This window comes from Mammaliicoccus fleurettii, assembly GCF_002018435.1.
Lineage (GTDB): Bacteria > Bacillota > Bacilli > Staphylococcales > Staphylococcaceae > Mammaliicoccus > Mammaliicoccus fleurettii.
This window is the reverse complement of sequence record NZ_MWJM01000004.1, coordinates 90441-115623: the sequence shown is the minus strand read 5'-3', so window position 1 is coordinate 115623 and position 25183 is coordinate 90441. Positions and strand designations below refer to the sequence as shown.

Annotated in this window: 25 protein-coding genes; 20 read left to right on the top strand and 5 right to left on the bottom strand. The window is 32.1% G+C overall.

What is annotated here, in order from left to right:
- Positions 1-22: 22 nt before the first annotated feature.
- A complete protein-coding gene (locus B2G86_RS04860) occupies positions 23-961 on the bottom strand; it encodes a DMT family transporter (protein WP_078357006.1) in 939 nt (312 codons plus the stop codon).
- Positions 962-1106: 145 nt separating this feature from the next.
- Here B2G86_RS04860 and B2G86_RS04855 point away from each other — a divergent pair, with 145 nt between their 5' ends.
- Together B2G86_RS04855 and B2G86_RS04850 are read left to right on the top strand one after the other, a co-directional pair.
- Positions 1107-1478, top strand: a complete 372-nt coding sequence (locus tag B2G86_RS04855; protein WP_078357005.1) for a YbaN family protein — start codon at positions 1107-1109, stop codon at positions 1476-1478.
- 173 nt (positions 1479-1651) lie between these two features.
- A complete protein-coding gene (locus B2G86_RS04850; RefSeq protein ID WP_078357004.1) occupies positions 1652-2587 on the top strand; it encodes an ABC transporter substrate-binding protein in 936 nt (311 codons plus the stop codon).
- 502 nt (positions 2588-3089) lie between these two features.
- On the opposite strand, the gene B2G86_RS04845 is transcribed toward B2G86_RS04850, so the two are convergent.
- Both B2G86_RS04845 and B2G86_RS04840 read right to left on the bottom strand, forming a co-directional pair.
- Positions 3090-4598: a sodium:solute symporter family protein gene (locus tag B2G86_RS04845; protein ID WP_078357003.1), complete on the bottom strand. Its 1509-nt coding sequence runs from the start codon at positions 4596-4598 to the stop codon at positions 3090-3092.
- Between the two features lie 30 nt (positions 4599-4628).
- Entirely contained in the window at positions 4629-5498 is an 870-nt protein-coding gene (locus tag B2G86_RS04840) for an N-acetylneuraminate lyase (protein WP_078357002.1), read from the bottom strand.
- Between the two features lie 152 nt (positions 5499-5650).
- Here B2G86_RS04840 and B2G86_RS04835 point away from each other — a divergent pair, with 152 nt between their 5' ends.
- The 5 genes from B2G86_RS04835 (at position 5651) to B2G86_RS04815 (ending at position 9226) form a co-directional block, all read left to right on the top strand.
- Positions 5651-6334 (top strand): FadR/GntR family transcriptional regulator, encoded by a 684-nt coding sequence (locus B2G86_RS04835; protein ID WP_078357001.1) that lies wholly within the window; start codon positions 5651-5653, stop codon positions 6332-6334.
- Positions 6334-6972, top strand: a complete 639-nt coding sequence (locus B2G86_RS04830; protein WP_078357000.1) for a FadR/GntR family transcriptional regulator — start codon at positions 6334-6336, stop codon at positions 6970-6972. The genes B2G86_RS04835 and B2G86_RS04830 overlap by 1 nt, the downstream gene beginning before the upstream one ends.
- A 9-nt stretch (positions 6973-6981) precedes the next feature.
- Complete coding sequence (locus B2G86_RS04825) at positions 6982-7842, top strand: ROK family protein (protein WP_078356999.1); 861 nt, start codon at positions 6982-6984, stop codon at positions 7840-7842.
- A gap of 71 nt (positions 7843-7913) precedes the next feature.
- Positions 7914-8465, top strand: coding sequence for a biotin transporter BioY (locus B2G86_RS04820; protein ID WP_078356998.1), 552 nt, complete (start codon positions 7914-7916; stop codon positions 8463-8465).
- A gap of 14 nt (positions 8466-8479) precedes the next feature.
- On the top strand, positions 8480-9226 hold the full coding sequence (locus tag B2G86_RS04815) for a GNAT family N-acetyltransferase (protein WP_078356997.1): 747 nt from the start codon (positions 8480-8482) through the stop codon (positions 9224-9226).
- 92 nt (positions 9227-9318) lie between these two features.
- Here B2G86_RS04815 and fdhD read toward each other — a convergent pair whose 3' ends face one another.
- A complete protein-coding gene (gene fdhD / locus B2G86_RS04810) occupies positions 9319-10119 on the bottom strand; it encodes a formate dehydrogenase accessory sulfurtransferase FdhD (protein ID WP_078356996.1) in 801 nt (266 codons plus the stop codon).
- A 263-nt stretch (positions 10120-10382) separates the two neighbouring features.
- Here fdhD and modA point away from each other — a divergent pair, with 263 nt between their 5' ends.
- The 13 genes from modA to B2G86_RS04745 all read left to right on the top strand — a co-directional run bounded on the left by modA (position 10383) and on the right by B2G86_RS04745 (position 24699).
- On the top strand, positions 10383-11150 hold the full coding sequence (modA, locus tag B2G86_RS04805; RefSeq protein WP_078356995.1) for a molybdate ABC transporter substrate-binding protein: 768 nt from the start codon (positions 10383-10385) through the stop codon (positions 11148-11150).
- An 11-nt stretch (positions 11151-11161) separates the two neighbouring features.
- Positions 11162-11830: a molybdate ABC transporter permease subunit gene (modB, locus tag B2G86_RS04800; RefSeq protein ID WP_078356994.1), complete on the top strand. Its 669-nt coding sequence runs from the start codon at positions 11162-11164 to the stop codon at positions 11828-11830.
- 6 nt (positions 11831-11836) lie between these two features.
- Positions 11837-12436: an ATP-binding cassette domain-containing protein gene (locus B2G86_RS04795; protein ID WP_078356993.1), complete on the top strand. Its 600-nt coding sequence runs from the start codon at positions 11837-11839 to the stop codon at positions 12434-12436.
- A 533-nt stretch (positions 12437-12969) separates the two neighbouring features.
- Positions 12970-16641 carry a nitrate reductase subunit alpha gene (locus tag B2G86_RS04790; protein ID WP_078356992.1) on the top strand — a complete coding sequence of 1224 codons (3672 nt, stop codon included), beginning with the start codon at positions 12970-12972 and terminating at the stop codon, positions 16639-16641.
- Positions 16631-18187: a nitrate reductase subunit beta gene (narH, locus tag B2G86_RS04785; RefSeq protein ID WP_078356991.1), complete on the top strand. Its 1557-nt coding sequence runs from the start codon at positions 16631-16633 to the stop codon at positions 18185-18187. The genes B2G86_RS04790 and narH overlap by 11 nt, the downstream gene beginning before the upstream one ends.
- Positions 18180-18755 carry a nitrate reductase molybdenum cofactor assembly chaperone gene (narJ, locus tag B2G86_RS04780; RefSeq protein ID WP_078356990.1) on the top strand — a complete coding sequence of 192 codons (576 nt, stop codon included), beginning with the start codon at positions 18180-18182 and terminating at the stop codon, positions 18753-18755. Before narH ends, narJ begins: the two co-directional genes overlap by 8 nt.
- The gene (gene narI, locus B2G86_RS04775) at positions 18748-19428 is read left to right on the top strand and encodes a respiratory nitrate reductase subunit gamma (protein ID WP_078356989.1); all 681 of its coding nucleotides are present in this window, start codon (positions 18748-18750) and stop codon (positions 19426-19428) included. The genes narJ and narI overlap by 8 nt, the downstream gene beginning before the upstream one ends.
- A gap of 32 nt (positions 19429-19460) precedes the next feature.
- Positions 19461-19904: a nitrate respiration regulation accessory nitrate sensor NreA gene (nreA, locus tag B2G86_RS04770; protein WP_078356988.1), complete on the top strand. Its 444-nt coding sequence runs from the start codon at positions 19461-19463 to the stop codon at positions 19902-19904.
- Positions 19901-20935, top strand: a complete 1035-nt coding sequence (locus B2G86_RS04765; protein ID WP_078356987.1) for a sensor histidine kinase — start codon at positions 19901-19903, stop codon at positions 20933-20935. The genes nreA and B2G86_RS04765 overlap by 4 nt, the downstream gene beginning before the upstream one ends.
- Before the next feature lie 16 nt (positions 20936-20951).
- Positions 20952-21602, top strand: coding sequence for a nitrate respiration regulation response regulator NreC (gene nreC, locus B2G86_RS04760; RefSeq protein ID WP_078356986.1), 651 nt, complete (start codon positions 20952-20954; stop codon positions 21600-21602).
- 317 nt (positions 21603-21919) lie between these two features.
- Entirely contained in the window at positions 21920-23080 is a 1161-nt protein-coding gene (locus tag B2G86_RS04755; RefSeq protein ID WP_078356985.1) for a nitrate/nitrite transporter, read from the top strand.
- Positions 23081-23185: 105 nt separating this feature from the next.
- A complete protein-coding gene (locus B2G86_RS04750; RefSeq protein WP_078356984.1) occupies positions 23186-24187 on the top strand; it encodes a ThiF family adenylyltransferase in 1002 nt (333 codons plus the stop codon).
- A gap of 11 nt (positions 24188-24198) precedes the next feature.
- Positions 24199-24699, top strand: coding sequence for a MogA/MoaB family molybdenum cofactor biosynthesis protein (locus tag B2G86_RS04745; protein ID WP_078356983.1), 501 nt, complete (start codon positions 24199-24201; stop codon positions 24697-24699).
- On the opposite strand, the gene moaC is transcribed toward B2G86_RS04745, so the two are convergent.
- Positions 24700-25179, bottom strand: a complete 480-nt coding sequence (gene moaC / locus B2G86_RS04740) for a cyclic pyranopterin monophosphate synthase MoaC (RefSeq protein WP_078356982.1) — start codon at positions 25177-25179, stop codon at positions 24700-24702.
- Positions 25180-25183: the final 4 nt, after the last annotated feature.

The following is a 25183-nucleotide window of genomic DNA, read 5'->3' as shown; positions in this document are numbered from 1 at the left end:
TAATTTTTCGTCTTTTTTATTATTAAAAGTCACTATTTTGTTGTGCTTTTATCCTTTTTTTACGTCTAGGTTTCATTCCAATTGACATATAAAGAACGACAGCGAGAATTACAATCATACCGGCAAGTTGATATATCCCGAATGGAACCTTTAACCAAAGAACAGAAGAAATAACAGCTGTTACAGGTTCAAGTACACCAAATAATGCAGTAGTTTGAGGGCTTATATACTTTACACTTTCTAAATACATCCAAAATGCAAACATCGTTCCGAAAGTAATTACAAAAGCAAAGTAAATAGCACCTCTCAAATCTAGTAAATGCCATGGAAAAGAAAAATCTAAGTTGATTAAAGATAACGCAATTCCACCTATAAACATTGACCAGCCAATAACAACAAGTGATGGCCAATTTAAAAATAATTTCACTGCGTAAACAGTGTAAAAAGCAGCAGCACAAGCTGTTAACAATCCCCACACAATTGCATTTGGTGGAACAGATAATGTAGAATAATCACCATTCGTTAAAAGTAAGCTAGTACCGAATAAAGAACATACAATTATAATAATATCTGCCCATCTAAATTTACTTTTTCTAGTTATTAGTAAATAAAGTAATATAACAACTGGCGCTAAAAACTGTAATAGTGTGGCAATAGCAACATTTCCCTTATCAATCGTAGCCATGAATGTGTATTGTACCCCTAACATGCCAAATAATGCATATATGATGAGTTGTAATAATGAATGTTTAACTTTAAAAATATGTGTTAAATGCTGTTTTTGAATAAATTTAGCAATTAATAATAAGAAAAAGCCACTCAAAATTAAACGCTCTGCTACAAATAAAGAAATAGGTAAGCCATATTCAGTAAATAGTTTCTCTGTAACAGTGCCACCTAACCCCCAAAATGTAGCACCAAACATAACGAGCATGGTACCTTTTAACTGATTATTTTGCAATTATGGTCCCTCAATTCTGAATGATGTTAATTAACTAATTTTAGCATTTGGGATATTAATAAACAATAAGTTGCGATTTTTTTACTTGCAATTATAGATACCACATTCTTATAATGAAGGTATCAGTTTGAAGAGAGGTTACCACATGAAGTACGTGTTAATATCGGTAGGTACAATTGCAACAGTTTTAGGTTTTATAGGTGCAGTTATGCCTTTATTACCAACAACACCATTCATATTATTGGCAGTATTTTGCTTTGCAAAAAGTTCAGATAGATTCCATAAATGGCTTGTAAGTACGAAAGTATATAAAGAATATGTAGAAGATTTTCAAAAATATAAAGGGTATACATTAAAGAAAAAATTCGAACTACTAATAAGTGTATATATCGTAGTAGGCTTTTCAATTTGGATGATTGATCATTTATATATAAGAATTGGTTTGTGCATTATGCTGTTTTTCCAAACAGTTGTATTATTTACATTTGTTAAAACATTGCCAGCTAAAAATAAATAATTTTTATTATCTGTCGTTGAAGCGGTGTAACTTAACTTTACGATAGATTTTTTTTTGAAAATTTTTAGTAAATAAGTTTTATAAAAATTGAAAAATGTTATTGCTATAACATAATAACAGTTATATAATAAACAAAGATGCGAATGATATTCATTATCAATTGGAGGACAATTATGAGAAAACTTTTAACGTTAGTTATGGCTTTAGCATTGATAGTTGCTGCTTGTGGTAACAAATCAGATGATAAAGAAAGCAATAGCAAAACTAAATCAAGTAAAGAAACAGTAAGTTATAAATTAGACGACGGGAAAAAAATAGATATACCGAAAGAACCTAAACGTATTGTAGTTTTGGCACCATCATATGTAGGTGGATTATTACATTTAGGAGTTAAACCAGTAGGCGTACCAGCTTCAACAGATCAAACACCAATTCTTAAAGATAGAATCAAAGGCATTAAGAAAGTTAGTGAAGACAATGTTGAGCAAGTAGCAGAATTGAAACCAGATTTAATCATTACATACAATTCAGATAAGAACTTGAAGAAATACGAAAAAATAGCACCAACAATTCCATACGATTACGTAAAACATAATTACCTAGATATGCAAGTAGAACTTGGTAAATTAGTAGGTAAAGAAGACAAGGCTAAAGAATGGGTAGAAAAATGGGAAAAAGAAACAGCAAAAGATGGAAAAGAAATTAGAGAAAAAATCGGTGAAGATACAACAGTTTCAGTTATAGAAGCATTTGAAAAAGATATATATACTTATGGTGAAAACTGGGGTAGAGGAACTGAAGTATTATACCAAGCATTTGATTTAAAAATGCCTGAAAGTGTAGATAAAGATGTTAAGAAAGACGGATGGAAAAAAATATCTCAAGAAGAAATTGAAAAATATTCAGGAGATTATCTATTCTTACCTTTATCAAAAGAACAACCTAAACCAGAATTCACAAAAACAGAAGCTTGGAAATCTATACCAGCAGTTAAAAATGATAAAGTAATTGAAATAGATGCAGAAACATTCTGGTATAACGATCCATATTCATTAGAAATGCAACGTGAATACTTGAAAGAACAGTTACTTAAAAAAGCTGATAAATAAAAAATATAAGTTAGAATTGAGATGCTTATAAATAAATTAACGCGCATTCATTAGTTTAGCCTAATGAATGCGCGTTTTTGTATTATGTAAGGGACAAAATTCCGAGAAATGTCCGTAAGACGTAGTGTTAGGGACAAAATTCCGAGAAATGTCCATAAGGGGTAGTGTTAGGGACATAATTCTGAGAAATGTCCGTAAGAGGTACTGTAAGGGACATAATTCCGAGAAATGTCCATAAGAGGTAGTGTCTAAGGAGCAAAATCCAGAATTCTGCTAGTAAGAACTTTCTAAGGAGCACAATTCAGAATTCTGCCAGTAAGAACTTTCTAAGGAGCACAATTCAGAATTCTGCCAGTAAGAGCACTCTAAGGAGCACAATTCAGAATTCTGCTAGTAAGAGCTTTCTAAGGAACACAATTCATCTTACTCCCAATATTAGAAAATAACAAAACAGAGAAAACCTTAGGATTTTCTCTGTTTTGTTCTATTTATTAATAAAAAATTATTTAGTATCTTTTACATACTGATCGTTAATTGTATAGATTGTTAAACCTACGATATTCTTATTATGTTTTGAGAATGGTAAGCTTGCTAAATATCCTACGATAAATGCTATGAAGAAACCAATAACTGATACTGTAAATGGTGTGATTTCTGTTTTACCGATAAAGTAAGATACGATTGCTGCTACGATTAATCCGATAATAACGCCATACGAATTTGCTCTTTTAGTAAAGATACCTACTGCAAACACACCGGCTATCGGTACACCGAATAATCCTGTTACAAGCAAGAATAAGTCCCATGTTTCATTTGTTTCTTGATTGATTAAATATAATGAAGCTATTGTACCAAAAATACCTGCAATGATAATAACGATTCTTGCAAATAATACATCATGTTCAGAGTTATTATTTTTAGAAAAACGTTGTTTTAAATCGACAATGACACACGCTGAAATTGAATTCAAACTTGATGAAATTGTTGATTGTGCTGCTGCAAATATTGCTGCTATTAATAATCCACCAACAAATGGAGGGATTTGTGTAAGTATGAAATATGGTACGATTGCTGATGTGTTAAATCCTTCTGGTAATGTTGATACATTATTATAGAAGGAATACAAAACTGTTCCCATTCCATAGAAAATAGGAATTGTTATAAATGCTAATATCCCATTTGTCCATAATGATTTATTTGTTGATGATACTGAACCTGTTGTTTGATAACGTTGAACGATATCTTGACTGGCAGTATATTGATGTAAGTTATTAAATATAGAACCAATGAATATAATTGGAATTGCAGCCGCTGCTGTTCCGAATTTCCAGTTGTCTACAGAAATTAATTTTTTGTCTTGCATCGCTTCTTGAGCTACAGTTGCAAAGTTTCCATCGATTTGAAATGCACCAAGGAAGATAACAGCAACTGCACCACCAATTAAAATAATACCTTGTATAACATCGCTCCAGATAACCCCTTCGATACCACCCAAAAATGTATAGACCATACATAATAATCCTACTAATGCAGCGATTAAATATGGGTTAATATCTGAAACAGATGTAATGGCTAGTGTTGGCAAATAAATAACGATTGCAACACGACCAATGTGAAATAAAGTAAATGCTAATGATCCAATGACACGTAATACTATACCAAATCTTGCTTCTAAATATTCATAAGCTGTTGTAACATCAAGCTTTCTGAAAAATGGAATATAGAAATATATAAGCAAAGGTATGATAGCGATAATAGCTATGTTCCCAGCTGCGTAAGACCAATCCGTATTGAATGCTCTTTCAGGTGTTCCCATATATGTTATAGCACTTAAAGTAGTGGCATATATTGAGAAACCTACAGCCCAAGCAGGGATCCTTCCTTTAGCTTTAAAGAATGATTCTGTATCTTGTCCGGCTCTCTTTGTGAAGTATACGCCGACTAATAATGTTGCTAATAAATAAATGATTAATGCTATCCAGTTTCCAGTACCAAAACCTACTTCATTCATAGTATGACATCCCCTTTGTTCATCAATAAATTATAAGTTGTATTTTGAAACGAGTTCTTTAACTTTTTCTAATGAAGCATCATCTAGAGGTGCTAATGGACGTTTAACAGCTCCAGCTTCAATTCCTTTAGTTGAAAGAACAGCTTTTAATGTTGGATAGATACCTAATGCAAGTACTTGTTCTATAATGTCGTTTGTTTCATGTTGAATTTTGTATGCTTCTTGGATTTTGCCTTCTTTTGCCAAATTAAAAATTTGTCTCGCGCGTTGACCGTTAATATTGTATGTAGATCCAATTGCACCATCAACACCTGAAACAGCTGCTTGGATAAGCATTTCATCAAATCCAGAAAGTATCAGTTTATCAGGGAAAGCTTTTCTAATTCTTTCTAATAAGAAGAAATCAGCTGCAGTGTATTTGATTCCAATAACTTTTTCATTTTCGAATAACTCTTCAAATTGTTGAATGGATAAGTTAACACCTGTTAAAGCAGGTATTGAATAAATAATCATATCGTTTCCAGTAGCTTCAATTATTGCATTGTAATAATATTTAATTTCTTCAAAGCTAAATGGATAATAGAACGGTGTCACTGCAGATAAAGCATCATAACCAAGTTCAGTTGCATATTTACCTAACTCAATTGATTCATTTAAATCTATTGCACCAACTTGAGCAATAAGTGTTATTTCATTGCCAACTTCATCTTTAACGATTTCAAAGACTTTCTTTTTTTGAGTAGTATTCATTAAGAAATTCTCTCCAGAACTACCATTAACGTATAATCCATCAATTTTTTGTTCTTCAATATTTTGACGGATGATTTGTCTTAAACCAGATTCTAAAATATTTCCCTCTTCATCAAACGGTACTAGTAAAGCAGAATATAATCCTTTCATTTTAAAAACTCCTTTTTATTTATATATTGATAATATTGTCAGACCAATTTATAATCATATTGTAAGCGAATACAATTACGTATGTCAATCGTTTTTATTATTTGTAGAGTTAATTATGATAAAATAAATTATTAAAGAGGAGGTAGTAAATCATGATGATAAGAACATCGTTAGTTGATGTAGCAGTTGAAAATTTAAAAGAATATATAACTGAACATCAATTTAAAAATGGAGATAAACTGCCTTCAGAGAAAATGCTAATCGAGCAACTTGGTGTTAGTAGAACTGTAGTGAGAGAAGCAATTAGTCGATTGCAACAAAGTGGGCTTATACAAGTTAAGTCAGGAAGTGGAATGTTCATTACTGATAAAAACAACCATTTATCTATGTTGTTTGAATCTCATATGAAAGTACATGGCTTCAAAATAAAAGAATTGTTAGAAGTCCGTAAAATATTAGAGTTAGGTGCGATACGATTAATTATCGAGAATAAAATTCCAATCGATGCAACGAAACTAAGAAATATAAACGAAATTTACTATAATGCACTTGAGCAATCTCAAAAATTAGCTCAATATGATTCTGCCTTTCATGAAACGATTATTTTATTTACTGACAACCAGACTTTAATTACGATGAGTAAAGTAATTAAAGAGTACTTCGATAAAAATCAGTTTAATCAAATTGTTGATAAAGAGGATATTGAAAAGTCTTATAAAGAGCATGGTGAAATTATACAAGCTATAGAATCAAGAGATTTATCTTTAGCACATGCAATTATTAATAGGCATCTGTCTCGAGTTATTGAATGGATAGAAGAATTGGAGCAAAAATGATGAGTAAATTAAATAAAATAGAAGTTCAAAGTTTAAAATCTCAAGTCTTACAAGAAATTAAGCAATATATTTTAGATAAAGGTTTAACTGAAGGAGATCGATTGCCAACAGAAAGGGCATTTACAGAAATGTATGGCGTAAGTCGATCAGTTGTGAGAGAAGCTTTGAGTTATCTTGAACATACAGGTGTAACAGAAACAGTACAAGGAAGGGGAACTTTAATTAAAGCACCAGATGTTTCGAGTTTAGTAGAAGGTTTCTTGTTTAGCTTTCAAGTCGCTAATGGTTCAAAACAAGATTTACTTTCCTTAAGAATTATATTTGAATGTGCTGCTATCGAAGAGATTGTTAAATTAGATAAAGATATAAGTCAGATGAAAGCTATCGTTAAAGAAGAAGTGAAAAATCATTATGAAAACGATAAAGCATTCCATCAATCTATCTTGCATTCAACAGGCAATATATTATTTGAACAACTGAGCTCAGTTATACAATCGTATTTCTATCATATTGAAGAAGAAGGGCAAGATATAGACTATATCAAAACGAGTGAAACACATAAACAAATTGTAGACGCCATCTCAAATAAAGATGTTAAATTGGCGAAAGAGTTGATGACACAACATTTGTCAAAATAGGAGGATACTATGAAAATTGCAATAGATATTGGAGGCACTTTTATAAAAGCTGGAGTTATTGATTCAGAACAAAATTTATATAGCTATCAAAAAGTAAAGACCCCAAATAATAAAGATAGAGGCATTGTTAAAGAGGTTATAAGAATTATCGAAACTTATAAACAAGAGTTCAACTTAAATAATCCTGATGTTGGTATATCTACTGCTGGTGTTGTAGATTCAAAAAAAGGGGAAATCACATATGCTGGCCCGACAATTCCGTACTATAATGGTACTAATTTTAAAAAAGCATTAACAGATATCGCTGGAAATGTTGAGATTAACAATGATGTTTCCAGTGCATTATTAGGTGAGTTAATTGATTACAATACTGATGTCAAATCTATATTTTTATTAACGATAGGTACAGGAATTGGTGGAGCGTATTACGAGGATAAATTATTAGAAGGTAAACAATATAGAGCATGTGAGATCGGGTATTTATTATATGATAAAAATACGGGTAAGACATATGAAGATAGAGGATCAACTACAGCATTGAAAACTTCCATTCAAGAACAATATATGGAAGTTATTACTGTTGAAAAATTATTTAATAAAGCATACGCAAATGATGAAAAAGCTATGAAAATTTTAAAAGAATGGGCGAATCACGTTGCGGAAGGTATTGCTCAAATTCAAATCATGTTTGATCCTGAACTAATTTTAATTGGTGGGGGAATATCTAAACAAGAAGAAAGACTAATTGGATTAATTGAACCGTTTATAGACGATTATCTTCCTGAAAATTATGGTCATGCAATTATTAAAACAACATCTAAAGGTAATGATTCAGCATTGTATGGAGCAGTCTCAACATTTTGCAACTAATCGTTAACCTATATTTAAACGAAGTTAACAATGTGGTATAATATCGATATCTAATATTAGGAGTGAAGAAATTGAAGACTAAAGATATCGTTATGATAGCAATGTTTACAGCATTTATTTCAGTATTGGCATTTATACCACCAATACCACTACCATTTATGCCAGTTCCTATTGTATTACAAAATATTGGTATTATTTTGGCAGGTTGTTTACTTGGATATAAAAGAGGTACAACAAGTGTTGTTATATTCTTATTACTTGTTGCTACAGGTCTACCATTGTTATCTGGTGGAAGAGGTGGTTTAGGTGTATTCTTCGGACCATCTGCCGGATATTTATTTGGTTACCCAGTTGTTGCATTTTTAATTGGCTTATTTATAGATTTTAAGTGGAAGAAGTTAACATTTGCATATGCATTAACAGTTAATATTATTATCGGGGTAATATTACTAAACTTAATTGGTGGATTTTTCATGGGTGAATTTATGAACATATCAATTTCAAAAAGATACATATTAGCAGCTACATTTCTTCCTGGAGATATTGTTAAAGCAATACTAGCAACTATGTTATTATTTAGTTTAAAGAACATACCGGAAATTAAAAGGTTAAGAAATAATTAACGAGGTGAAATAACATGGTTTCATTTATAGATATAGTAACAGATGGAGATGTATTGAATGAAACAGATCGATATATCCAATATCATACTTTAGATAAGCATATTCAATATGATTCAAATAAAATAGTTTATAAACTCATGCCTGATTTAGAAACATTCAAAAAAGATGAACAGATGTTAAAAAAATTACATGATCAACATGAACAACCGTTTCTAAAATTTGTCTTCCCTGAAAATCATAAGATAGATGATTCTTTAGGAGCGTATTTAAAAGAAACAGGTTATGAATATAGTTGGATTGAATTATATATTAATACTGATAAGCAATTTATAAGTAAAAATCATAATGATATTGATGTTGTAACAACTAATGAAGATAATCTTGTTGATTTTTTAAATCTTTCTTATGAGTATGATAAAAAATACGGTACAGATTATGCAAATTTAAAAATTGAAGTCAGTAAAGAACAATTAAATAAAGATAATCCTGTTCAAGTATTAGCATATTATAAAGGTAAACCAGCTGGTACATTACTTATTTGGAATCATGAAACTTATGTAGAGTTAGATAGCTTTGCTGTAAGAGAATCCTATAGAAAGTTAGGTATAGGTACAAAGATGCAAGCTTTTGTTGCAGACTTTGCTAAAGAAAAGCCAATTATATTAGTGGCGGATGGTGAAGATACTGCTAAAGATATGTACGTCAAACAAGGTTATATATATAGTGGTTATCAATATGAAGCGCTTAAAGAATATGAATAAAGATTAGAGGCTCGGACACATGAATTGTCCGAGCCTCTAATCTTTATATTGGGAGTAGATGATGGATTAAAATGTGCTTATATTAAGCTTTTTCAATCTTGATTATCTGTAATGATTCTCTCTGAATGACTATAAACATTAAAGCTATCGTCTCTAATAAAACCTACTGCTGTTATATTTAAGTCCTCTGCTAAGTTAATTGCTAAATTAGTAGGAGCTGATTTTGATAAAATAATACCTACACCAATTTTTGCTGCTTTAATTAATATTTCCGAGGAAATACGACCACTAAATATAAGTACTTTATTACGTATAGGAATATCATGTTCTATACAATAACCGAATAACTTATCAAGAGCATTATGTCTACCGATATCAGAACGGTGTTCATAAAAATAATGTCCATCACTTATAGCTGCATTGTGCAATCCACCCGTTTCTTTAAATATCTTGCTTTCTGTATGTAGCTTATCCATCATGTTTATAATTTGTTCAGGACTAATGGTTAAGTTTGATTGAGATACTTTAGCAGTTACGGCATCGTTATTAAAATAAAACGCTCTACTTTTACCACAACAAGAGGAAATCATTCGTTGTGTATACTTTTTATTATCAGGATTGATTTCTTTAGTTAGTTCTACGTGGGCAAAGCCTTTAGAATCATCTATTAAGATCTGTTTAATTTCATCTTTTTTTATGATGACACCTTCTGATGCAATAAATCCAATAACGAGTTCTCTTAAATTATTTGGTGAACAAATAATAGTAGCAAACTCTTCGCCATTAATCATGATTGTGAGAGGGAATTCACTTACGTAACAATCTGTTGTATCTATAAATTTATTGTTTTTAAATTTTAAAATTGGTTGATTATAAGTCATATTATTTTTCATATATATTCCCCATTTATATATTTCTCGATAAGTTAATATTACTTATAAATGGTTGATAGTTAAAGAAAAAGAACTTTTAGCAAATTTTTATATAATAACAAAGTAAGGGAGTGTCCTTAAAGATCAATGAGAAATGCCTATTTATAAAAATTAAGATAGATTTTAAGGAGTATTTGTGAAAAAATATACACAAGTGTTTCATAAACATATTGAAAGGTGTAAATTAAGCTTATACATTCTTTACTATAGAGAGGAACAAAATAATGAAAAGATTATTAATGTTAGTAATAGCTTTATTATTAGTATTAGCTGGCTGTAACACAGAGTCTAATCAAGATAAAGTTAAAAAGGAATCTGAAAGTAAGACATTAACTGTGTCAGCTGCAGCAAGTTTAACTGATGTAACGAAAGCACTGGAAAAAGAATTTTACAAAAAACATCCTAATACAAATATCAAATTTAACTATGGTGGTTCAGGTAGTTTACGTAAACAAGTAGAAGCTGGAGCAGATGTAGACGTCATGATGTCTGCTAATACTTCAGATATTGATAAACTACAAGATGAAAATAAAGTTTCTAAAGTTTATGATTATGCTAAAAACAAACTCATTATCATAAAATATAAGAATTCTACTGTTAAAGAATTAAGAGACGTTAGCTCACCAGATAAAGTAGCTATCGGAGAAGCGAAAAGCGTACCAGCAGGTCGTTATGCGATAGATTATATGAAAAAAGAAGATTTATATGAAGGTATGACAAGTACTTTTGTATTTGCAAAAGATGTAAAACAAGTATTGAATTACGTCCAAAAAGAAAATGCTGAAGCTGGATTTGTATATGCTACTGATATGTATAAAGGAAAAGATAAAAAAGTAGATAATGTAGTTAAGTTAGCAGATGCACCATTAGATGAACCAATTATATATAGAGCAGGACTTGTTACAGATAAGAAAGAAGCAAAAGCATGGTTTGAATTTTTAAAATCTAAAGAAGCAAAAGAAATATTTAAAGCATATCACTTTGAAGGTTAGGGGATAAGACTATGCCAGATTTAACGCCATTATGGATATCGATAAAAGTAACATTAATAAGTACAATCATCGTATGTATCTTAGGTATAATTCTGGCTAAATTGATGTTCAACTATAAAGGTAAATTAAAGCCAATTATTGAAAGTGTAATTATGCTACCAATTGTCTTACCTCCAACTGTTATGGGATTTGTATTATTAATTGTATTCTCTAAAAATAAGATTTTTGGACAGTTTTTAGATGATGTATTTCATATTAATGTCATTTTTACATGGGTTGGTGCTGTAATTGCAGCAGTGATCGTAAGTTTACCTTTAATGTATCAACATGTTATAAATGGCTTTCAATCAATTAACCCGAAAATGCTCAACTCAGCAAGAACAATGGGAGCGAGTGAAGGTAAAATATTTAGAACAATTATCTTACCTTTATCAAAACGGTCTATCTTCTCAGGAATTGTAATGAGCTTTGCTAGAGGATTAGGAGAATTTGGTGCAACACTTATGGTGGCAGGTTACATACCAGGATTAACCAACACACTTCCTTTAGAAATATATTTCTTAGTACAAGCTGGTGAAGAACATAAAGCTTGGTTATGGGTTATTGTACTCATAGCATTTGCGGTATGCGTAATCAGTTCACTCAATTTATTAAATCAAAAGAGTCATAAGTGGGAGTAGGTATTTATGATTAAAATTTTTATAAAAAAGCTAATTAAAAATAGAACAATCACATTAAATATCCAATCTACAGAACCTAAAATTTATGCCATAGTAGGGAAATCAGGTATAGGTAAATCTACGTTATTAAACATTATTGCTGGTTTAGAAGAAGCGGAAGAATATAATATTGAAATTCAGAAAGAAAAATTAAGCTACCAACAACATCTTATAAAAGTTCAAGATAGAAAAATTGGATATTTATTTCAAGATTATCAACTATTTCCCCATATGACCGTACAAGAAAATATACATTATATGAAGTCGCCAAATAAAGAAACAGAGCAGTTAATCAATCATTTACGTATAGCAAATTGCTTAAACCAATATCCATCAACGTTGTCAGGTGGAGAATCACAAAGAGTTGCATTATGTAGAGTGCTCAGCGTAAAGCCAAACTTACTTTTATTAGACGAGCCATTTTCAAGTTTAGATGATGAAACTAAAGAAGAAGGCATGGAACTTATAAAATATATATTTAAAACATGGCAAATTCCAATTATACTTGTATCTCATTCAAAAAAAGAAGTTCAAACACTAGCAGACGAAGTAATTGAAATAAAATAGTATATATCTAATAAAGCTTAGCCCCCAATCCGAAACGATATTTCGGGTTGGGGGTTTTTATTTTTGAATATAAATAGTGTTCCTTAGACTGCGCTAACTAGCAGAATTCTGAATAGTGTTCCTTAAGACTGCGCTAACTGGCAGAATTCCGAATAGTGCTCCTAAGACTGCGCTAACTGGCAAAATTCTGAATAGTGCTCCTTAGGAAGTTCTAACTGGCAGAATTCCGAATAGTGCTCCTTAGAAAGTTCTAACTAGCAAAATTCCGAATAGTGCTCCTTAGAAAGTTCTAACTGGCAAAATTCCGAATAATGCTCCTTAGGATGTTCTAACTAGCAGAATTCCGAATAATGCTCCTTAGACACTAGTTCTTACGGGCATTTCTCGGAATTATGTCCCTCTTTATAAAATGTCATAACTAACACAATAGGGATTTCGTAACAATGTATAGGTAATCCCCTAATATAAAAAGTTTGTGAAAAAAATTACAATTTAAGTAGTTTATAAAGGGCAAATATTAGGAGGTACTATCTATGTCTAAGTTAGGTTTGAAATTCTTTAAGCCAACAGAGAAATTTAATGGTAACTGGTCGATTTTAGAAGAGAAAAGTAGAGAATGGGAAAAGATGTATAGAGAGCGTTGGAGTCATGACAAAGTGGTCAGAACTACTCATGGTGTTAACTGTACGGGTTCGTGTTCATGGAAAGTTTTTGTGAAAAATGGTGTTATAACTTGGGAAAACCAACAGATTGATTATCCATCTTGTGGACCTGATATGCCAGAGTTCGAACCTAGGGGATGTCCTCGTGGTGCTTCTTTTTCATGGTATGAATATAGTCCATTACGTGTGAAATTTCCTTATGTTAGGGGAAAACTATGGAAATTATGGAAAGCTGCTTTAAGTGAATATGGTGATCCTGTCGTTGCTTGGTCATCTATTGTAGAAGATGAAACTAAAGCTGAAATGTATAAAAGTGCTAGAGGTAAAGGTGGACACGTAAGAGTTAATTGGAGAGATGTCACACAACTTATTGCTGCACAACTTATATATACTATTAAAAAGTTTGGACCAGATAGAATTGCTGGATTTACGCCAATACCTGCAATGTCTATGATTAGCTATGCCTCTGGTGCACGTTTCATTTCTTTATTGGGTGGAGAAATGTTGAGCTTTTATGATTGGTATGCAGATTTACCTCCAGCTTCTCCACAAATTTGGGGTGAACAGACAGATGTACCTGAATCAAGTGATTGGTATAACGCTGGATATATTATTATGTGGGGTTCAAATGTTCCTTTAACAAGAACACCTGATGCGCATTTTATGACTGAAGTACGTTATAAAGGTACGAAAGTTGTTTCAGTAGCACCAGATTATGCGGAAAATGTGAAATTTGCTGATAATTGGTTAGCACCAAATCCTGGTACTGATGCAGCATTGGCTCAAGCTATGACACACGTAATACTTCAAGAATATTACGAAGATAATAAAGAAGAAATGTTTATAAATTATTCTAAACAATATACAGATATGCCATTTGTTATTCAATTAGAAAAACATGGTGATGGTTATAAAGCAGGTAGATTTTTAAGATCAAGTGATATTGGTATGGAAACAGAACATGCTGAATGGAAACCTGTTGTTTATGATGCAAATACAGAGAAACTTGTGATACCTAATGGAACTATGGGTCAACGTTATGAAGAAGGTGCTAAGTGGAATCTAAATTTAGAAAATGAAGATGGCACATTTATTGATCCAGCTCTAACGTTAAAAGATTATAATTCAAAAATTATGACTGTACAATTCCCATATTTTGATAACTCAGGAAATGGTATTTTTGAAAGACCTATTTTAGCTAAAGAAATTGAAAATCAACATGGAGAAAAAGTTTATATAGCGACTATATATGATTTAATGACAAGTCAATATGGTATCAAAAGATTTGATCATCCACTTGAAGCGTCAAGTTATGAAGATGAAAATTCAATGTATTCTCCTAAATGGCAAGAAAAAATAACAGGAGTTAAATCATCAGTAGTTACACAAGTTGCTAGAGAATTTGCTCAAAATGCAATTGATACTAATGGACGCTCGATGATTATTATGGGTGCTGGAATAAATCATTGGTTTAACTCTGATACAATATACCGTTCGATTTTAAATCTTGTGATGTTATGCGGATGTCAAGGAGTAAACGGCGGCGGATGGGCACACTATGTTGGCCAAGAAAAATGTAGACCTATTGAAGGTTGGTCAACGATTGCTTTTGCAAAAGACTGGCAAGGTCCTCCTAGATTACAGAATGCAACCAGCTGGTTCTATTTTGCTACTGATCAATGGAAATATGAAGAATCAGGTGTAGATAAATTACAATCACCTTTATCTAACGAACTCAAACATCAACATCCTGCTGATTACAATGTATTGGCTGCAAGATTAGGGTGGTTGCCTTCATATCCACAATTTGATTGTAATAGTTTATTGTTTGGTGAAGAAGCAAAAGAATCAGGAGATTATTCAAACGAAACAATCATTAAAAATGCTGTAGATTCAGTGAAAAATAAAAAGACTAAGTTTGCTATAGAAGATCCAGATGCTAAACAAAATCATCCTAAGACATTATTCGTTTGGCGCTCAAATTTAATTTCAAGTTCTGCTAAGGGACAAGAATATTTTATGAAACATTTATTAGGAGCTAAATCAGGTTTGTTAGCAAATCCTAATGAAACAGAAAAGCCAGAAGAAATTATTTGGAGAGAAGAAACAAACGGTAAGTTAGACTTATTAGTCGCTATAGACTTCAGAATGACGTCTACACCTTTATATGCAGATATCGTTTTACCTGCTGCAACATGGTATGAAAAGCATGATATTTCATCAACAGATATGCATCCATTTATTCATCCATTTAATCCAGCAGTAGATCCATTATGGGAATCTAAGACGGATTGGGATATCTTTAAAACATTGTCTAAATCCGTTTCAGAATTATCTAAGACGCATATGAAAGGCACATTTAAAGATGTTGTTACAACACCTTTAGCACACGATTCTAAACAAGAGATTTCAACGCCATACGGTATTGTAAAAGACTGGTCAAAAGGTGAAATAGAACCGATACCAGGCAAAACGATGCCAGGATTTGCAGTAGTAGAAAGAGACTATACAGCAATTTATGATAAGTACGTTTCAGTGGGACCATTATTAGAAAAAGGAAAAATAGGTGCTCATGGCGTAAGCTTTTCAGTTAAAGAACAATATGATGAATTAAAAATTATGTTAGATACGTGGGAAGATGACACAGTTAAGAATGGTTTACCAAGAATGGATACAGCAAGAAAAGTAGCAGATGTTATATTAAACGTTTCATCAGCTTCGAATGGTAAAGTATCGCAAAAATCATATGATGACTTGGAAGAACAAACTGGTATGCCTTTAAAAGATATTTCAGCAGAACGAGCTTCTGAAAAAATCACATTCCAAAATATTACGGCTCAACCAAGAGAAGTTATACCAACAGCAGTCTTTCCGGGGTCTAATAAACTAGGCAGAAGATATTCTCCTTTTACAACTAATATTGAACGATATGTACCATTTAGAACATTAACTGGTAGACAAAGTTACTATATTGATCACGAAGTATTTTTACAGTTTGGTGAGAACTTACCAGTTTATAAACCGACATTACCGCCAATGGTATTCGGAACGAAAGACAAACAAATAAAAGGTGGCGTGGATACACTTGTATTAAGATACTTAACACCTCACGGGAAGTGGAATATACATTCAACTTATCAAGATAACTTGCATATGTTGACATTATTTAGAGGTGGTCCAACAGTTTGGATTTCTAAAGAAGACGCAATAGCAAATGACATTAATGATAATGATTGGCTTGAAGTATATAACAGAAATGGTGTTGTAACAGCAAGAGCAGTTGTATCACATAGAATGCCTAGAGGAACAATGTTTATGTATCATGCACAAGACAAACATATTGAAACACCAGGTTCAGAAATAACTGATACTCGTGGTGGATCACATAATGCACCAACCCGCATACATTTAAAACCAACGCAATTAGTCGGTGGTTACGCTCAAATTAGTTACGGTTTTAATTACTATGGTCCTATCGGTAACCAAAGAGATGTATATGTTGCAGTTAGAAAAATGAAGGAGGTAGATTGGCTTGAAGATTAAAGCTCAAGTAGCTATGGTTATGAATTTAGATAAATGTATAGGGTGTCATACATGTAGTGTAACGTGTAAAAGTACATGGACGAACAGACCTGGTGCTGAATATATTTGGTTTAATAATGTTGAAACGAAACCGGGAATAGGTTATCCAAAAAGATGGGAAGACCAAGAAACATATAAAGGCGGTTGGACGCTTAATAAAAAAGGGAAATTAGAATTAAAATCAGGTAGCAAATTGTCTAAAATGGCACTTGGTAAAATATTTTATAACCCAGATATGCCAGAAATGAAAGATTATTACGAACCTTGGACATACAATTATAATCATTTAACAACAGCTAAAGAAAGTAAACATTCACCAGTTGCAAAAGCAGAATCAGTTATTTCAGGTAAAAAATTAGATATTAAATGGGGTCCTAACTGGGAAGATGATTTAGCAGGTGGACATGTAACTGGCCCTACTGATCCTAACATTCAAAAAATAGAAGAAGAAATTAAATTTAATTTTGATCAAACTTTTATGATGTATTTACCTAGATTATGTGAACACTGTTTAAATCCGAGTTGTGTTGCATCATGTCCTTCAGGCGCAATGTATAAAAGAGATGAAGATGGAATTGTATTGGTAGACCAAGATGCATGTCGAGGTTGGAGACATTGTATGACAGGCTGTCCATATAAAAAAGTGTATTTTAATTGGAAGACAAATAAAGCTGAAAAATGTACATTCTGTTTCCCTAGAGTTGAAGCTGGCTTACCAACTGTATGTTCTGAAACTTGTACTGGACGTATGCGTTATTTAGGTGTGCTACTTTATGATGCAGATAAAGTTCAAGAAGCGGCTTCAGCTGAGAATGAACAAGATTTATATCAAAAGCAACTTGATTTATTTTTAGATCCATATGATGAAGATATTATACAACAAGCTGAAAAAGATGGCATATCTCAAGATTGGATTGAAGCGGCTCAAAATTCACCAGTATATAAATTAGCTATTGAATATAAATTAGCGTTTCCTTTACATCCAGAATATAGAACGTTGCCAATGGTTTGGTATTGCCCACCATTAAGCCCTATTATGAATTACTTTGAAGGTAAAGATTCTATTAGAAATCCAGATATGATCTTCCCTGCAATTGAAGAAATGAGATTGCCAGTTCAGTATTTAGCTAATATGTTAACTGCTGGAGATACGAAAACAGTTAAAAATGCATTGCAAAAAATGGCAATGATGCGTAGCTATATGAGAGCTAAATCAAGTGGTAAAGAATTCGATACTTCTAGATTAAGTCGTGTTGGCCTATCAGAAAGACAAACGAATGATATGTATCGATTGCTTGCTATTGCGAAACATGAAGACCGTTTCGTAGTTCCGACTTCTCATAAAGAGGGATACATGGATACGTATAGAGCGCAAGGAAGTCAAGGGTATGGAGACGAAATGTTCGGTTCTAATTGTGATGGTTGTGGTGTTCAGAGCTTACCAGAAAATAAATCTGGACAAGAGATTTATAACGAAAACTTCTATGGAGGGATTTTCCGTGATTAATTTAAATGCCTTATATCAATTAAAAGAAAGCTTTGGATTCTTCAGTAATCAATTAACTTATCCAGAAAAATTAGATTTCCATCCTAAAGCATTTGAAAAAGCATTTAATGAACAACATCCAGGATATGAAGAAGTTCAACAATATTGGACAAACATGCACGATATATCGTTAGATGATATTCAAGAAGTGTATACAAGAACTTTTGATTTTGAAAAGAAGACAACTTTATATATGACATATAATAAATTAACTGAACAAAAAGAAAGAGGTCAGATGTTAGCGAGATTGAAAGTTTTGTATGAAATGTTTGGCTTAGAAATGCCTAAAAGTGAACTGTCAGACTTTTTGCCTCTTATGCTGGAGTTTTTATATGCTGCAGAATGGAGAGGTGACAGTAGAGCACAAGAAAGTTTAACACTTGTAGTGATGGTAATAGAGGATGGTACTTTTGAATTATTAAAAGCATTAGGAGAACAAAATAGTCCATATTTCCACCTTATAAAAGCATTACGAGAAACTTTAAAATCATGTGTGGTAGAACAAGAGAAGGTGACAAATTGTGATTAATCAATTTATATGGGTTATATTTCCTTATTTATGTGTTGCGATATTTATTGTAGGTCATATCTTTAGGTTTAAATATGATCAATTTTCTTGGACAGCAAAATCAAGTGAATTTATAGAGAAAAAACATTTAATGTGGGGAAGTATTCTGTTTCATCTAGGTATCATTCCTGTCATTTGTGGTCATATTGTTGGATTGGGTATACCTGCTGAATGGTTAAATGCTATTGGTGTAAGTGACCATATGTATCATATTGGTGCAGTATATATCGGAAGTTTATTCGGAATTGCAACTTTAATTGGAATGTTTTTGTTAACTTCTAGAAGAATAACAAAAGATAATGTAAGAAGGTTAAGCTCAGCATCAGATATTATTGTAAATATATTATTGTTAGTAATCGTAGTGATGGGCTGTGTTGCAACACTATGGACAAATGCAACAACGCCTGAATTTGATTACAGACAAACGATATCAGTGTGGTTTAGAGGATTATTAATTTTTAATCCTGATGCTTCATTAATGACAAATGTACCGTTGACATTTAAAGCGCATATTATTTTAGGTTTATTAATTACAAGTATTTGGCCATTCACTAGATTGGTACATGTTTGGAGTGTGCCTTTAAACTACTTTAGTAGAAGCTATATCATTTACAGAAAACATAAAACGAATTAAAATATACTTAAAATGGATAGAGGTGTGATAATATGTCTAATGATTTTAATTTTCAGGAACAACTTAATCAAATTCGTAATACATATGATTTTGATTTTGTAGGATTAGCCATGTCTTCAGAACAGTCTGCGCTATGTCACATAAAGTGGCAATATGTGTCTGGAAATCTGAATCATAGATATAAAAACATCGAATTAAGAACGGGCAGAGGCATAGCGGGAATAGTAATGAAAAGTGGGAAACCAATCATTATTAATAATATAGAAGAAAGTCCATATAACGATCAATTGTTCAACTATCCAATAATTCAAAGTGAACAACTAACAGCACTTATAGCCATGCCTTTATGGAAACACAATAGAGTGTGTGGTGTCCTCTTATCTGGGCAACGAGACAACAAACCATTACCTGAAATTGATATTGACCAGTTCACACGTTTTGGACCATTTTATGGAAAGGATATGATTAATTCATGAGTTCACAAGATTCATCCATCTTGACGAATATATTAAAACAGTACTACGAGAAAACGAGCGAGATGATCGTGTTTTTAAATAGTAATGGCCAAATTATAAATATGAATCAAGCTGCTAGAAGAGTGATCTCAGAAGATAATCAACCATCGTTAACGCATGCGATATGTAGTCGTTGTGAAGGTTATTCTAATGAGTATGCGCTTCAATCATGTAAAGATTGTTTTTTAGAATCTTCAAAAATTGGTAGCACGAGTTTCCAAGTATTTATGCAAACAAATAGCGGCACAGTTGAACCATTTACAGCAACTTACCAAACAATTAGCCAAGAAGATGATGTTAAAGTTTATACTTTACAAAATGTGTCACCACAAATTGAGAGACAACAAAAACTTCATCAACAAACAATGATGCAAAAAACAATTTCAGTACAAGAAAATGAACGTAAACGTATTTCAAGAGAATTACACGATGGAGTTGTCCAAGAATTATTAAATGTTAGTGTTGAATTAAGATTACTCAAGTATCAAGATGACATTGACCAATTAAAGTTACAGTCACAACAAATTGAAAGTTTAATGTCTAGATTGATTGATGACATTCGAAATTTATCATTAGAATTAAGACCATCGTCTCTAGATGATTTAGGTTTAAATGCAGCATTTAAATCATACTTTAAACAGCTTGAGAAAAATTTTGGATTTTCGGTTCTTTATCATTATGATTCATCAATTAAACGCTTTAATCCAGAAATAGAGACTGTCGTTTATAGAATTGTGCAAGAAGCCGTATTTAATTCATTAAAATATGCTAATGTAGATAGTGTGGATGTCCATATGACATGTGATGGTCAAATGATTGAAGTTGAAATTGCAGATCAAGGCAATGGCTTTGTATTGGGTAGTGAGCCAAAAGGTTCAGGACTTGGTATTTATGGCATGAAAGAACGTGCTGAAATTGTTGGTGGTAAAATTAATATCGAAAGTAAACTGGGAAAAGGCACGAATGTAAAATTAAATGTGCCAATAGGATAACAGTGGGGGAAGAAACATGAAACTCGTAATTGCAGATGATCATGCAGTAGTGAGAACTGGTTTTTCAATGATATTAAATTATCAAGAAGATATGGAAGTAGTAGCTACAGCTGCTGACGGGATAGAAGCATATCAAATGGTGGCAAAACATGAACCAGACGTCCTAATAATGGATTTGAGCATGCCTCCAGGAGAATCAGGTCTAATAGCGACAGGAAAGATTTCGGATGATTTTAAAAATACAAAAATATTAATATTAACGATGTTTGATGATGAAGAATATTTATTCCATGTTCTAAGAAGTGGTGCAAAAGGCTATATATTAAAAAATGCGCCAGATGAAGAATTAATAAATGCAGTCAGAACAATTCATAGAGGAAACATGTATATAGATTCAAAAGTTACAAGTTCATTAGTAAATGAATTAGTTAATCCTAAACAAGATGGCGTGCATCATTCTGATCCATTTAAAATATTATCTCAAAGAGAATTAGAGATCCTTCCTTTAATTGCAAAAGGATTTGGAAATAAAGAAATTGCTGAAAAACTATTTGTTTCAGTCAAAACGATAGAAGCACACAAAGCACGCATTATGGACAAACTAGATTTAAAATCTCGTCCTGAACTCGTTGAATATGCTATGAAGAAAAAATTATTAGACTTTTAAAAAGTATTGAATAAGCCAGACAACTAACGATTTAATATCGTCATAGTCGTCTGGCTTTTTTTATTAATAAATTATGTAGTTTTATAATTAACAAATCTAGACAAAATTGCAGATAAGCACGCAGGCCATATAATATAAACTCAAAAGAAGTTATGAATTTAACCTTGCTTAAATTACGAAATTTACCTCATTTGTAATATAGGGATTTTACTTATTTTTCTAAGGGTATATCCTTATGTGCATCTTTTCACAAATAGCCTACAATTAGCATGAAATGAACGTTAATAAAGTTCAAATGAAAAAAAGGGTGAAAAGAGATGAGAAACAACATAGGCAAAGTTCAGTTACCGCTTCAAACTTTGAGTTTAATGGCAGGTTTTATGGTTTGGAGTATATTAGCACCTTTAATGCCTTACATTACGCAAGACATTAATGTGCAAGAAGGACAAAAAGCAATTATTTTAGCGATACCAGTTATATTAGGTTCCTTTTTGAGAATACCAATTGGATACTATACAAATTTATTAGGTTCTAGACTAGTCTTTTTAATCAGTTTTGTTATTTTATTATTTCCAGTATTTTATTTGAGTCAAGCGCAATCAACAGCTGGTTTAATGGTGGCTGGTTTCTTCATCGGTCTTGGTGGAGCAGTATTTTCAGTTGGTGTAACTTCTATTCCTAAATATTATCCTAAAGAAAAACATGGTTTTGCGAATGGTATATATGGAATGGGGAATTTAGGAACAGCTGTTTCTTCATTTTTAGCACCACCTATTGCTGGTACGATAGGTTGGCAACATACTGTGCAATTATATTTAATCATTATGGCTCTATTTGCAGTGTTAATGTTTATTTTTGGTGATAAAGATGAACCTAAAGTTAAAATACCAATGGTGTCACAAACTAAACAAGTTATAAATAATTATAAGCTTCATTACTTTAGTTTCTGGTACTTTATCACTTTTGGTTCGTTTGTAGCATTTGGATTATTTTTACCAAACTTTTTAGTTGATCATTTTGAAATAGATAAAGTAGACGCAGGTATTAGAACAGGTGTATTCATAGCTATAGCAACTTTATTAAGACCAATAGGGGGAATGTTAGGCGATAAATTTAACGCTTTAAATGTTCTTAAAATTTTCTTCATTGGAATGATCTCAGGAGCTTTAATACTTTCGATAGCACATAATATTTTACTATTTACGATTGGATGTTTAACTATCAGTATTTGTGCCGGTATTGGAAATGGTTTGATTTTCAAACTTGTACCTACATATTTCAATAAAGAAGCAGGCGTTGTTAATGGTGTCGTATCTATGATGGGAGGGCTTGGTGGATTCTTCCCGCCTTTAATCATTTCGTTCGTTACAAGCTTTATGGGTTCAAATCATTTAGCATTTTTCTTGTTAGCTTTAACTGGAATAATTGCACTTATCTCAATGATGCATATGACAAAAATAGAAAAAAGGATATTATAATAGTATAACCTGCTCTTTTAAGTAAGAGTAGGTTCTCTATTAATTGAGGATAAAGTGCTTTCATTCTATAATAGAGTTAAAGAGATTCGTGAAAGGTTGATAAAAATGAACGAACGTTATTCTCGTCAAATTTTATTCGATAAAATTGGAGAACAAGGACAAGAAAAAATAGAAAAGAGTAATGTCACTATAGTAGGAATGGGTGCTTTAGGCACACATGTTGCGGAACAATTTGCAAGATCAGGCGTAAATAGATTAAACATTATCGATCGAGATTATGTAGAATCATCTAATTTACAAAGACAAACTTTATTTGTCGAAAAAGATATTAAAGAAATGTTACCTAAAGTTGTTGCTGCAGAAAGACATTTAAAAAAGATACGTGAAGACATTCAAATAAAAACTTATATCGCTCAATGTGATGCAAAGTTATTACAAGAAGTAGCGAGATATTCTGACATCATTATCGATGCAACAGATAATTTTAATACTAGACTGATAATCAATGACTTTGCTTATAAAATGAACATACCTTGGATATACGGTGCATGTTTAGAATCAACATATGTTCAAGCTACATTTATACCAGGCGTTACACCTTGCTTTGATTGTGTACTCCCTCAATTACCTGTTATCAATAGAACATGCGACACAGTGGGCGTAATAAATCCTGCTGTAACGATGGCTACGAGCTTACAAGTCGCAGATGGTTTAAAAATATTATCAGGATTTGAATTTACACCTAAAATCACATACGGAGACGTATGGTATGGAGAGCATCAAACATTTGGTTTTGATCAAATGAGACGGAATGATTGTGAAACTTGTGGTGATCATCCGACATATTCTAAACTTTCTGCATCAGAACAACAAATTACTGAATTATGTGGACGTCATACGGTTCAATATATTAATGAAAAGCTAAACCGTCCAGCAATTGAGAAATTTATAGCAAAGAATGGATTATTGCATAGATCAAATGCATATATGATTCAATATTTATATGATGATCATAGAGTAGTCGCTTTTAATAATGGGAGATTATTAATTCATGATATTGATTCAGTAGAAGACGGAAGACAATTTGTAGAGAATATGTTTGGTTAGGAGATATTGGGATGAGTGTCATTGATAGAATAGACGGAAATATAAATGTAGCTATTTTGACTGTGAGTGATACGAGAACGAAAGAGACTGATAAAGGTGGCCAGCTTGTTCAGCAACATTTGAAAAATTTAAACGTTGAGGTTCATAACGATCATTATAAAATTGTTAAAGATGATATCATACAAATTCAAAATCAAATTAATAAGTGGTTGAATACAGATGTTGATGTCATCATAACTACTGGTGGAACTGGTATAAGTCAAAGAGATGTAACGATAGAAGCGGTTAAACCATTATTAGATAAAGAAATTGAAGGTTTTGGAGAAATATTTAGATACTTAAGTTATACAGAAGATGTAGGATCTAGAGCATTGCTTTCGAGAGCAATTGCTGGAACTAAAGGAAGACAAGTCATTATATCCATCCCAGGATCAACAGGTGCTGTCAAGTTGGCAATGGAAAAGCTCATCACTAAAGAAATCAATCATTTAGTACATGAGCTTAATAAGTAATTATTGTCGGTTGAAGTCGCCATTAACGCCACCAGATTTATGTGATAGATATGTTTCGCCGATTATCATACCTTTATCAACAGCTTTACACATATCATAAATTGTTAAAGCAGTAACACTAGCAGCAGTTAATGCTTCCATTTCTACACCTGTTTGGCCTTTGGTCTTAACAGTAGCAGAGATGTTTAATGTGTATGTCTTATCATTATCCCAGTCAAATGAAATATCAATGCCGGTTAATTGGAGTGGATGGCACATCGGTATAAGTTGGCTCGTATTTTTAGCAGCCATAATACCTGCAATTTGTGCAGTACCGAGTACATCGCCCTTTTTATTTGTTGCGTTTTGTATTTGGTTATAAATTGTTTGATTAACTTTAATACTAGTGTTTGCAATTGCAATACGCGTGCTTGTTTCTTTATTAGAGACATCAACCATTTTTGCATGGCCTTGCTCATTAAAATGTGTAAAATCAGACACTATA